Origin of the sequence: Pseudomonas sp. W2Aug9 (assembly GCF_023127755.1) — a bacterium.
Classification (GTDB): domain Bacteria; phylum Pseudomonadota; class Gammaproteobacteria; order Pseudomonadales; family Pseudomonadaceae; genus Aquipseudomonas; species Aquipseudomonas synxantha_A.
Genome location: NZ_SPKL01000008.1, coordinates 216,658 through 227,607, shown reverse-complemented (window position 1 = coordinate 227,607; position 10,950 = coordinate 216,658). Strand labels below are relative to the sequence as shown.

The following is a 10,950-nucleotide window of genomic DNA, read 5'->3' as shown; positions in this document are numbered from 1 at the left end:
CTATGGCCCATAATGTGTCAACCATGTCCCCGCACATGTGTCCACCATGTGTCCGGTCTATACAACCACTTTAAAAACACCCACCTGAGCTAAATAGAGCAAAGAACAAAGTGAAGGGATTTATTTAGTATAAAGAACAGATATATTTAACGCGAGAATACCGTAATCCCTTCTTACGAAACGTCGACCATTGCCTACTAAGGCTACGGTTTTTTTCACGGACCTCAGCGCAACAGTCTTACCACCGGCCTGCGCCTCATAGCCGGTGTTACCGAGTCGTGAAGCGCCATGGCACGGCCCGCGTCCCACTCCTTCTGCATCGTTGAAAAAAGCTCGGTATCAATACGCGCCTGATGCGCACTCAGCGCCAGGGACATGGCCTCGGCAATGCGTTCAATAATTACGCCAGGAGCTGCGATACCACAGTGCTTGCGCCCGAATTCAATCAGTTGTTGACGATCGGGGTACGCCTTCACCTTGTTCATTTTTATAGCCAGGGTACGGTCAACCAATGCCTGGCCGGATTTTGGATTGTAATGCTCATAGGCGGTGGTCGTTGTGACATCGAACACAGGCGCCAATTGCACAGTTTCGAGGGCTCCCGGATGGGTATAGAGCACGCCGAAATTTTTCAGGTGAGCATCGCCATTGCGCACCATGACCGACAAGCAAACAGAGGAGAAAAAGCGCTCAAGTTCACGCAACACATCACCCTGCTGGCACACCTGGCGAATCACTGCCGCGAGCGTTTCGTAACTTTGGGAATACTTGTAGTTATCGTGGGGGTCCTTGTTCAGCCCCAACAGCACCGCCATGTCCTCGAATCCCAACCTGCCCGAGGGGGTCAGATCGAAGCGCTCCATAACAAATAAATCACCGCTGTCGGACAGCCAGAAACGCGGCGTTTCCAACCCGGCAAGGCGAGCTGCTTCCAAACAGAGGAATTCGTTTTGCGCCAAGTGGGCATATTCATCTGCACCGGATTTTACAATCAGGTCAGAGCTGAGCATGGTTTTGCGGTTGCCTCTGAGTTTGTCCAGATCAGGCACCAGCACCTTGGGCTGCACTCCCGAAATACCTGATTCAAAATAGGTGTCTACCAGGAAATCGAACACGCCTTGCGAACCCGGCGCTGACAATATCTCCTGCAATCCCACCTGGGCTTTAACAGGCGCCGATGCTTCTATAGGATTCTCATAACTCAGCCGACCAATCTGGTTGCCTCCAATGACCGACAGCAAGCGCATTTCGTCCACCTGCATATGCTTGGCCATCCGTCGCTTGATTTGATCAGCCAGAAAGCCTTCTGGCACATTCATATCAAAAATCGGATGCAGAACATTACTGACCGTCGGTGTTGGGTCATAAGGCATTACCAATGACACTTCACGAGGCGCCTCAGCCGACGCGTAGGCGAAGGAAAACTGCGATCCTTTGGACAGTTCGCCGCTAATGCCTTGGGGAGTAGCGACGTTGAGCCTTTTGATCTTACTCATCGTGCTCTACCAGTTCGGCAAGCGATTTGAGATCAATACGTCGATCAACCACTTCCAGTGCCATGCCTAGCGCAGTAATCACCCTGAAGGCGGTGTACATCGCAACATTTTCCCCTGCCTCAAGGTCGATGATGGTCTTGCGACTGCACCGCGCTTTTTCCGCGAGTTGCTGCTGGCTGTACTGCTTCGCCCGGCGTAGTTGCCTGAGCCGCTCGCCAAAAGCGGGAGGGGTCGTGATGAGCAAAATGTCACCTATATCGAACTTTTAACTAAATTAATCTGATTATGTCCCTTATGGCGGACATTTCAATTACCTTACGTCTGATGCAATTCAGGCCAAAAGCAGCGATGTGCAGTTCTGGCTCCCCGTGACCGGCACCCGCACCGAAAACGCCATTTACCCACGCAGCGAACTGCGCGAAACCTACGCCGACGGGCGCCTGCGCAACTGGACCTACCCCGAGGCCGACAACTTCCTGCGCGCCACCCTCACGGTCAACCAGGTACCCACCTCCGGCAAAGTCGTCATCGGCCAGATCCACGCCTATGACAGCCAGAAACCACTGATCAAGCTGGAGTACCAGTTCAAGGAAAAAACCCAGACCGGCAACATCGTCGCCAAGGTGCGCATGCGCCCGGACGAGGCCGAGAGCCAGGTCATCATCGTCGCCTCCGACGTGCCGCTGGAGAAGAGCTTCACCTACGTTATCAATCTCAACAAAGCCGGGCTGCTCAGCGTGTACGCCGCCGACAGCGAGTGGAATGAACGCATTGGCGCTGCCTGGGGCGACAAGCCGTTGTACTTCAAGGCGGGGGTGTATGTGCAGGACAACAGTGGGGACAGCAAGGAGGGGGCAAGGGTGACGTTTGCGAAGTTGGATATTGATCACGAGTAAATGGATTAGCCTATTTCGAGTAGGCAACGTCCGATAAGCCCACGGATCATTCCCCGATAAATCCAGACGATTAAATCCCCTGTGGGAGGGGGCTTGCTCCCGATAGCGGTGTGCCAGCTCCAATAGCTGTGACTGACCCACCGCAATCGGGGGCAAGCCCCCTCCCACATTTGGCCTGTGTGGCCTGAGGGCTTAGTGTCCGTCCTACAGGACCGTTGCGGCCAGTCAATTCGCCGCTTATAGTTCGCCCCGTCGCTGGCTGAACAGCGATAGGGTTTCGCAGCCCTAACGATACGTGTCTAACCAAGCATCATGAATACAACGATGAGCGCTTCGGCGCCCGTCGTCTGTTTTATGGTGGCTGTGTGTGGGAGACCTCCGGGTCTGCCGGGTTCCTCGTATCCTCGGTCTGCGAACCCGCGCACAGCTACCACCCACTTCGTTTCGCAGCGAATGGCGGTAGTCCTTTTCAGATACGAGGATATTTGCCATGACCCAACAGCTTCCACCCCGCCGTTTCACCCCCTGCACCGAAACCGCCACCGACTACCCCGTGCTTCTCATCGACAGCGACGCCCCACTGCTCGACCTCCACGCCTGCCTGCGCGAACGCCTCAACGCGGCCATTGAACACCTCAACCTGATGGCCTGTTCCAGCCTGCCGGATTTCACAGAACGCGACCTGAACAACATCGCCAATACCGCACGCATTTTGGTTCAGGACGTGAGCGACGTGTTCCGGGTGATTGAACAGCAAGGGTTCGATACACCCAGCGCCGTCTAATCAAACTCCAGCAAAAAACCCGCACTCCTGCGGGTTTTTCATAAAGTGGACTTAATTAGATTTGTGCCGTCAGGTCAGCCCCAGCACCTGATGGCTTCGCCTTTCTACTGAGGAGGCAATGTCAATTTCGCAGGGCCCTTTGAGTTCATTAGCTCAAAAGTACAGTCTGTGACAGTATTATTTTTACATTCCTTGTGCTCGTTCCAAGCACTGCCTTTAGCCACTGGAGGCAAGGTAAAACGCTTGGACAGCCTTAAATAGTCGCTCTTGCCTTTTCCCACGTAATCGCAGGTCACATAGTTATAAGGCAACTTCGTCTCGCTGTCTGTTCCCTGCTTGATCGCCGCGCCTGAAAAGCTGAACCCCTCAACCATCGAGCTATCCTCGACAAGCTGCTCACCACTCCACTCCTGCACCCCGCCTGAGAAGTGAATACTCACTGCCTTAATACTTGAGACGTCTGGACAAGACAGCGGGGCTGCATAGGCATTACCCATCAGCGCTAATCCCCCAATAGCAGTAAAGCATTGAAGCGTTTTTAATAAATGCACCTGTGACATAGCCTGTATTCCCTTATTGGAGTAATCCTCTGCAGCATGCGCAAATTCATTAACGAGAAATACTGTCAACATTGACAGTTTTAAATAAACATTAGGAATAAGCACAGCAATTTCAATAGCTAAATGATTATTCTCTCAGAGCACCAAATAAACAATCGAGATTGGCCGAAGACACATGTCCAGCCTACTTTAAATATTTCCACAGAATGGTGAAAATCATGGCCTTAACCAAACCCAAGGTTGTGGGGGGGGGGGAGTTGTTACAAATCCAGTCCCGCTCAGACATACACACATAAGTGCGCACTTAGTGAGTATCCAGCTAAATGCGCCGTCTTTACCTACAGCCATTCGTCGGAACTGTGATTTCTAAGAGGTAGCCACATACCTGATGCATCACTAGAGTTTCATCACGTCGTCGATTCCCGACGACCACTTAAGAAGGATATTTATCATGGCTGCCTATATTGATAGCGCCAAAGGCGGAGCCGCTCAAATTGCAGTTTCAGGGAGGGGCACGCCTGGTTATCGGGTTTACTTGCATCAAGCCGGCACGGGAGCGCTTCTAGGAAGCGGGCTTGTTGGCTCAAACGGCACGTACTCCTTTACCACCCAAGAAGCGATTCTGAAAAACTACAGCAAACAAACCATTAACGTACAAGTAAGAGAGACTAAGGACAATAGCACCTATTCGGACTGGAGCCTCACCAGTCCCGTGACGATCTCTTAACTCGCCAAACTCAAATTAGAAGTTATCGGCATAGATGCTGGATACAGTTAACCTTTTAAGGTCATGTTGAATTATTAAGACAATAAATATAAATAAAAAACCCGCATTGCTGCGGGTTTTTTATAAACGCCCGGACTTAATTGACCTTAGCGTTCAACTCACCCTTCAAATACCGCTGGTACATCGCTTCCAACGAGATCGGCTTGATCTTCGAAGCATTACCCGCAGTACCAAACGCTTCGTAGCGAGCAATACACACGTCGCGCATTGCGGTCACGGTGGCACCGAAGAATTTACGTGGGTCGAACTCGCTCGGGTTGGTGGCCATCAGGCGACGCATTGCGCCAGTAGAGGCCAGGCGCAGGTCGGTGTCGATGTTGACCTTGCGCACGCCGTACTTGATGCCTTCGACGATTTCTTCAACCGGTACGCCGTAGGTTTCTTTGATGTCGCCGCCGTACTGGTTGATGATCGCCAGCCACTCTTGCGGGACCGAGGAAGAGCCGTGCATCACCAGGTGGGTGTTGGGGATGCGCTTGTGGATTTCCTTGATGCGGTCGATAGCCAGCACGTCGCCGGTAGGTGGCTTGGTGAACTTGTAGGCGCCGTGGCTGGTGCCGATGGCGATGGCCAAGGCGTCGACCTGGGTCTTCTTGACGAAGTCGGCCGCTTCTTCCGGGTCGGTCAGCATCTGGCTGTGATCCAGCACGCCTTCGGCGCCGATGCCGTCTTCTTCGCCGGCCATGCCGGTTTCAAGCGAACCCAGGCAGCCCAGCTCGCCTTCGACCGACACGCCGCAGGCATGAGCCATGGCCACAGTTTGTTGGGTGACGCGTACGTTGTACTCGTAGTCGGTTGGGGTCTTGCCGTCTTCGCCGAGGGAGCCATCCATCATCACCGAGCTGAAGCCCAGCTGGATGGAGCGCTGGCACACGTCAGGGCTGGTGCCGTGGTCCTGGTGCATGCACACCGGGATATGTGGGAATTCTTCGATGGCCGCAAGGATCAGGTGACGCAGGAACGGGGCACCGGCGTATTTGCGCGCACCGGCCGAAGCCTGGACGATCACAGGGGAGTCGGTCTTGTCAGCGGCTTCCATGATGGCGCGCATCTGCTCAAGGTTGTTGACGTTAAAGGCTGGGACGCCGTAGCCGAACTCGGCTGCGTGGTCCAGCATTTGACGCATGCTGATAAGTGCCATTGTGTTGTCTCTCCCGGTCGAGGGTCGTTAATCGTGCAAGCCTGCCGTAGCGGCGGCTGCTATTCAAGTTATTGCAGATCAAGGGGTTAAGCTTGAGCTGCTGAATCGTTATTGCTGTTGGGTTCAGTTGGCTTTGCAGCCGCGCCCAATCAAATCATCGGTGGCAACCCAGTACACCAGGCCTTCCTCACCTTTGGTGTGAAACGCCAGCTGGCCGTCGCTGTACAGCACGCCCGAGGCGGCTACCTCTTGCTTGAGACGGTAAACCTGGTCCGAGCCGCCGAGGCGTACATCCACTTCGGAACGGGCCTGGTTGGCGAAGCGCCAGTTGAGCTCGGCCTTGCTATCGCAGGTCCAGGTGGTCCACTTGTCGGCAGACTCTGCGGCCTTGCTGAACATGTTCATGCTGCTGCAACCGGCCAACAGGGCCAGGGCTGCCAGGGCGAAAACGCCTTTCATTGCCAATCCTCGCAGGGCGACCTGGGGCCGCCGTTGCTGTTGGTTAGTGGATCAGACCCGTCAAGGGCAACCCTGTTCCTGACCGTTGGGCGCGGAGTCGTATTTCTCCAGCCGTTCGTTGCCGATGCGCTTGTTGATCACCGGCATGGTCTCGGCTTGCCAGTCAGCCTGGTAACAGCTTTTGTTCAACGGAGCCTTGGCGTTGTCCGCCTCCGGCGCCGCGCTGGGTGTGCCGCTGCAGCCGGCCAACAAGCCCGCTGCGATCACCAGTGCCAACGACTTGATCATGGGAACACTCCTTTTCCTGATCACGCGAGCCTTAGCCCTTGGCTCGGGTTTCCAGCACTTCCACGGCTGGCAAAACCTTGCCCTCGACGAATTCGAGGAAGGCGCCGCCACCGGTAGAAATGTAGGAGATCTGATCAGCAACGCCATATTTATCGATGGCCGCCAAGGTGTCACCGCCGCCGGCGATGGAGAAGGCCGAGCTTTCAGCAATAGCTTTGGCCAGCACTTTGGTGCCGTTGCCGAACTGGTCGAACTCGAACACGCCTACCGGGCCATTCCACAGGATAGTCTGGGATGCCTTGAGCAGTTCGGCGAAGTTGGCCGCAGTTTGCGGGCCGATGTCCAGGATCATGTCGTCAGCGGCCACGTCAGCGATGAGCTTGACGGTGGCTTCGGCGCTTTCAGCGAACTCTTTGGCAACGACCACGTCCACCGGCAATGGCACGCTGACTTTGGCGGCGATGGCGCGCGCGGTATCCAGCAGGTCCGGTTCGTACAGGGACTTGCCCACCGGGTGGCCGGCTGCGGCCAGGAAGGTGTTGGCGATGCCGCCGCCGACGATCAACTGGTTGCAGATCTGGCTGAGGCTATTGAGTACATCCAGCTTGGTGGAGACCTTGGAGCCGGCAACGATGGCCGCCATTGGCTGGGCCGGAGCGCCCAGGGCCTTGCCCAACGCATCCAGCTCAGCAGCCAGCAGTGGGCCGGCAGCGGCAACCTTGGCGAACTTGGCCACACCGTGGGTCGAACCTTCAGCGCGGTGAGCAGTGCCGAAAGCGTCCATCACGAACACATCGCACAAGGCGGCATATTGCTGGGCCAGTTCGTCGCTGTTCTTTTTCTCGCCCTTGTTGAAGCGCACGTTTTCGAACAGCACGATGTCACCGGCTTTCACGTCCACGCCGCCCAGGTAGTCTGCGACCAGTGGCACGTCACGGCCCAGGGCCTTGCTCAGGTACTCGGCGACAGGCTTGAGGCTGTTTTCGGCAGAGAACTCACCTTCGGTCGGGCGACCCAGGTGGGAGCAGACCATCACGGCCGCGCCTTTTTCCAGGGCCAGCTTGATGGTCGGCAGCGAGGCCAGGATTCGCGCATCGCTGGTGACAACACCGTCCTTGACTGGGACGTTGAGGTCTTCGCGGATCAGTACGCGTTTACCTTGCAGATCGAGGTCGGTCATCTTCAACACGGTCATGGGTCGCAGTTCCTGAATTACTGTTGAGGTTGTTTAGAGGCGATGTGCAGATAATGTTCCGCAACATCCAGCATTCGGTTGGCAAAACCCCATTCGTTGTCGAACCAGGCCAGGATGTTCACCAGCCTGGGGCCGGAAACGCGGGTCTGGCTGGCATCGACAATCGCCGAATGCGGGTCATGGTTGAAATCGCAACTGGCGTGGGGCAACTCGGTGTAGGCCAGCAGGCCTTTGAGCGGGCCGCTGGTGGCGGCGTCACGCAGTATCCGGTTGACCTCCGTCGCATCGGTGTCGCTGACGGTTTGCATGGTGATATCCAGGCAAGACACATTCACCGTCGGCACCCGTACGGCTTTGGCCTGGATTCGCCCGGCAAGTTCCGGCAACAGCCGCTCGATGCCGCGAGCTAAGCCTGTGGACACCGGAATCACTGACTGGAACGCCGAACGCGTGCGGCGCAGGTCTTCGTGGTGATAGGCGTCGATCACCGGCTGGTCGTTCATCGCCGAGTGAATCGTGGTGATCGACACATAATCCAGGCCGATCGCCTGATCCAGCAGGCGCAACAATGGCACGCTGCAGTTGGTGGTACACGAAGCGTTGGACACCAGCAGCTCATCACCGGTCAGGCAATCCTGGTTGATGCCATAGACAATGGTGGCGTCGACATCCGCCTCGCTGGCCATCGGTTGGGAAAACAGCACACGCGGCGCACCGGCGTCGAGAAAACGCTGGCCATCGGCACGGGTGTGATAGACACCGGAGCATTCCAGCACCAGGTCGACGCCCAGTGCTTTCCAGTCGATGCCTTCGGGGGTGGCACTGCGCAACACTTGTACGCAGTTGCCATTGATATGCAGACAATCGCCGTCGACTCGCACTTCGCCGGGAAAGCGGCCGTGGGTGGAGTCAAAGCGTGTCAGGTATTCGATGCTGGCCATGTCGGCCAGATCGTTGATTGCAACAATTTCAAACCCGGCTGCCGCCCCTCGCTCGAACAGAGCACGCAAGACGCAACGACCAATGCGGCCGTAGCCGTTGAGTGCAACTTTGTAGGGACGCGGTTGGGGCATGGGGTTCTCGATCAAGGTTAGTTCGGTGTTGAATGTTCTGACGCCATCGCGGGCAAGCCCACTCCCACATTAGACCGCGATCCAAATGTGGGAGCGGGCTTGCCCGCGATAGCGCCAGTGCAGACAACGCAGACTGACTTAGTCTTCCAGCAACTCTTCAGCCTGACCCAGGATGTTTTCCAGGGTGAAACCGAACTCTTCGAACAACGCTGGCGCCGGCGCCGACTCACCATAGGTGGTCATGCCGATCACGCGGCCTTCCAGGCCCACGTACTTGTACCAGTAGTCAGCGTGAGCCGCTTCGATCGCGATACGCGCGCTGACCTGCAAAGGCAACACCGACTGCTTGTAGCCGGCGTCCTGGGCTTCGAACACGCTGGTGCATGGCATGGATACAACGCGAACGTTGCGGCCCTGGGCGGTCAGCTTGTCGTAGGCCTGAACGGTCAGGCCCACTTCGGAACCGGTGGAGATCAGGATCAGCTCCGGCTCGCCGATGCAGTCCTTGAGCACATAACCACCACGGCTGATGTCGGCGATCTGCGCGTCGGTACGCACCTGGTGTTGCAGGTTCTGACGCGAGAAGATCAGCGCCGAAGGGCCGTCCTTGCGCTCGATGGCGTGCTTCCAGGCCACGGCGGATTCGACCGCGTCGGCTGGGCGCCAGCAGTCCAGGTTCGGCGTGGTACGCAGGCTGGTCAGTTGCTCGACCGGCTGGTGCGTCGGGCCGTCTTCACCCAGGCCGATGGAGTCGTGGGTGTACACATGGATCACACGCTTCTTCATCAGCGCAGCCATACGTACGGCGTTACGTGCGTACTCCATGAACATCAGGAAGGTCGCGCCGTAAGGCACCAGGCCGCCGTGCAAGGACACGCCGTTCATGATGGCGCTCATGCCGAACTCGCGCACGCCGTAGTACATGTAGTTGCCGCTGGCGTCTTCGGCCGAGACACCTTTGCAGCCTTTCCACAGGGTCAGGTTGGAACCGGCCAGGTCGGCCGAACCGCCGAGGATCTCAGGCAGCAGCGGGCCAAAGGCGTTCAGGGTGTTCTGGCTGGCTTTACGGCTGGCGATGGTCTCGCCCTTGGCCGCGACTTCGGCGATGTAGGCCGAGGCTTTTGCCGAGAAGTCGGCAGGCAGGTCACCGGCCAGGCGACGAACCAGCTCGTTGGCAAGCTCCGGGAATTCGGCGGAGTAGGCAGCGAAACGCTGGTCCCATTCGGCTTCGGTGGCCAGGCCTTTTTCCTTGGCGTCCCATTCGGCATAGATGTCGGCCGGGATTTCAAACGGGCCGTGGTTCCACTTCAGCGCTTCACGGGTCAGGGCGATTTCCGCGTCACCCAGTGGGGCGCCGTGGCAGTCTTCTTTACCTTGCTTGTTCGGCGAGCCGAAACCGATGGTGGTCTTGCAGCAGATCAGGGTTGGCTGCGCGCTCTTGCGAGCGGTGTCGATGGCGATCTTGATTTCTTCCGGATCGTGGCCGTCGACGTTGCGGATCACCTGCCAGTTGTAGGCTTCGAAACGCTTGGGGGTGTCGTCGGTGAACCAGCCTTCGACTTCGCCGTCGATGGAAATGCCGTTGTCATCGTAGAAGGCAATCAGCTTGCCCAGGCCAAGGGTGCCGGCCAGGGAGGCGACTTCGTGGGAGATGCCTTCCATCATGCAGCCATCACCCAGGAACACATAGGTGTGGTGGTCGACGATGTCGTGGCCAGGGCGGTTGAATTGCGCGCCCAGAACTTTTTCAGCCAGCGCGAAGCCGACAGCGTTGGCCAGGCCCTGACCCAGGGGACCGGTAGTGGTCTCCACGCCTGGGGTGTAGCCGAATTCCGGGTGGCCCGGGGTGCGGCTGTGCAGCTGACGGAAGCTCTTGAGGTCGTCGATGGTGACGTCGTAGCCGGTCAGGTGCAGCAGCGAGTAGATCAGCATCGAGCCGTGGCCGTTGGACAGCACGAAGCGGTCACGGTCGGCGAACGACGGATTGCTCGGGTTGTGTTTCAGGTAGTCACGCCAAAGTACCTCGGCGATATCCGCCATGCCCATCGGGGCACCGGGATGGCCGCTGTTGGCTTTTTGCACGGCATCCATGCTGAGGGCACGAATGGCGTTGGCACGCTCACGACGGCTGGGCATCGCTGATCTCCTGGAGTTTACTTATAAAGAAACGGAAAAAAGGACCGGCATTTTCCCTCAGCCACCGCCTGCGGGCAATGACAGATAGTCACTTGAGGGTGTTTTTCCTGTGGTTTGGACGGCAATAGGTTGCAG

General features: G+C 57.1%; 11 protein-coding genes and 1 pseudogene. 3 read left to right on the top strand and 9 right to left on the bottom strand.

Translation table 11 applies throughout. The features are described from left to right. Positions 1-224 precede the first annotated feature (224 nt). Together E3O56_RS05700 and E3O56_RS05695 are read right to left on the bottom strand one after the other, a co-directional pair. On the bottom strand, positions 225-1,496 hold the full coding sequence (locus tag E3O56_RS05700) for a type II toxin-antitoxin system HipA family toxin (protein WP_032879010.1): 1,272 nt from the start codon (positions 1,494-1,496) through the stop codon (positions 225-227). Further along, positions 1,489-1,740 (bottom strand): helix-turn-helix transcriptional regulator, encoded by a 252-nt coding sequence (locus tag E3O56_RS05695; protein ID WP_032879008.1) that lies wholly within the window; start codon positions 1,738-1,740, stop codon positions 1,489-1,491. Before E3O56_RS05695 ends, E3O56_RS05700 begins: the two co-directional genes overlap by 8 nt. An 88-nt stretch (positions 1,741-1,828) precedes the next feature. On the opposite strand from E3O56_RS05695, the pseudogene E3O56_RS05690 reads away from it, so the two are divergent. Together E3O56_RS05690 and E3O56_RS05685 are read left to right on the top strand one after the other, a co-directional pair. Continuing rightward, positions 1,829-2,392 (top strand): annotated as a pseudogene (locus E3O56_RS05690) (polysaccharide lyase family 7 protein); the annotation flags it as partial. A gap of 490 nt (positions 2,393-2,882) precedes the next feature. Continuing rightward, the gene (locus E3O56_RS05685; protein ID WP_216090416.1) at positions 2,883-3,176 is read left to right on the top strand and encodes a fructose-bisphosphate aldolase; all 294 of its coding nucleotides are present in this window, start codon (positions 2,883-2,885) and stop codon (positions 3,174-3,176) included. Positions 3,177-3,280: 104 nt separating this feature from the next. Here E3O56_RS05685 and E3O56_RS05680 read toward each other — a convergent pair whose 3' ends face one another. Further along, positions 3,281-3,841: a DUF3757 domain-containing protein gene (locus tag E3O56_RS05680; protein WP_248127966.1), complete on the bottom strand. Its 561-nt coding sequence runs from the start codon at positions 3,839-3,841 to the stop codon at positions 3,281-3,283. A gap of 346 nt (positions 3,842-4,187) precedes the next feature. On the opposite strand from E3O56_RS05680, the gene E3O56_RS05675 reads away from it, so the two are divergent. After that, a complete protein-coding gene (locus E3O56_RS05675) occupies positions 4,188-4,463 on the top strand; it encodes a hypothetical protein (protein ID WP_216090417.1) in 276 nt (91 codons plus the stop codon). 136 nt (positions 4,464-4,599) lie between these two features. On the opposite strand, the gene fba is transcribed toward E3O56_RS05675, so the two are convergent. From fba to tkt, 6 genes are all read right to left on the bottom strand, one after another. Next, complete coding sequence (gene fba / locus E3O56_RS05670; protein ID WP_003177554.1) at positions 4,600-5,664, bottom strand: class II fructose-bisphosphate aldolase; 1,065 nt, start codon at positions 5,662-5,664, stop codon at positions 4,600-4,602. A gap of 123 nt (positions 5,665-5,787) precedes the next feature. Further along, the gene (locus E3O56_RS05665; protein ID WP_248127965.1) at positions 5,788-6,123 is read right to left on the bottom strand and encodes an MliC family protein; all 336 of its coding nucleotides are present in this window, start codon (positions 6,121-6,123) and stop codon (positions 5,788-5,790) included. A 60-nt stretch (positions 6,124-6,183) separates the two neighbouring features. Then, entirely contained in the window at positions 6,184-6,411 is a 228-nt protein-coding gene (locus tag E3O56_RS05660; protein WP_005792197.1) for a hypothetical protein, read from the bottom strand. Between the two features lie 31 nt (positions 6,412-6,442). Then, positions 6,443-7,606: a phosphoglycerate kinase gene (locus E3O56_RS05655; RefSeq protein ID WP_032879003.1), complete on the bottom strand. Its 1,164-nt coding sequence runs from the start codon at positions 7,604-7,606 to the stop codon at positions 6,443-6,445. A 17-nt stretch (positions 7,607-7,623) separates the two neighbouring features. Continuing rightward, a complete protein-coding gene (epd, locus tag E3O56_RS05650) occupies positions 7,624-8,679 on the bottom strand; it encodes an erythrose-4-phosphate dehydrogenase (protein WP_032879002.1) in 1,056 nt (351 codons plus the stop codon). 138 nt (positions 8,680-8,817) lie between these two features. Then, positions 8,818-10,815, bottom strand: a complete 1,998-nt coding sequence (tkt, locus tag E3O56_RS05645) for a transketolase (RefSeq protein WP_005792201.1) — start codon at positions 10,813-10,815, stop codon at positions 8,818-8,820. Between the last annotated feature and the right edge of the window lie 135 nt (positions 10,816-10,950).

What these genes read in the sequence shown, in the direction of transcription:
- E3O56_RS05685 (WP_216090416.1), top strand. Translation starts at nt 2,883, where the DNA reads ATGACCCAACAGCTTCCACCCCGCCGTTTCACCCCCTGCACCGAAACC.
- E3O56_RS05700 (WP_032879010.1), bottom strand. Translation starts at nt 1,496, where the DNA reads ATGAGTAAGATCAAAAGGCTCAACGTCGCTACTCCCCAAGGCATTAGC.
- E3O56_RS05675 (WP_216090417.1), top strand. Translation starts at nt 4,188, where the DNA reads ATGGCTGCCTATATTGATAGCGCCAAAGGCGGAGCCGCTCAAATTGCA.
- tkt (WP_005792201.1), bottom strand. Translation starts at nt 10,815, where the DNA reads ATGCCCAGCCGTCGTGAGCGTGCCAACGCCATTCGTGCCCTCAGCATG.
- E3O56_RS05665 (WP_248127965.1), bottom strand. Translation starts at nt 6,123, where the DNA reads ATGAAAGGCGTTTTCGCCCTGGCAGCCCTGGCCCTGTTGGCCGGTTGC.
- E3O56_RS05660 (WP_005792197.1), bottom strand. Translation starts at nt 6,411, where the DNA reads ATGATCAAGTCGTTGGCACTGGTGATCGCAGCGGGCTTGTTGGCCGGC.
- E3O56_RS05655 (WP_032879003.1), bottom strand. Translation starts at nt 7,606, where the DNA reads ATGACCGTGTTGAAGATGACCGACCTCGATCTGCAAGGTAAACGCGTA.
- epd (WP_032879002.1), bottom strand. Translation starts at nt 8,679, where the DNA reads ATGCCCCAACCGCGTCCCTACAAAGTTGCACTCAACGGCTACGGCCGC.
- fba (WP_003177554.1), bottom strand. Translation starts at nt 5,664, where the DNA reads ATGGCACTTATCAGCATGCGTCAAATGCTGGACCACGCAGCCGAGTTC.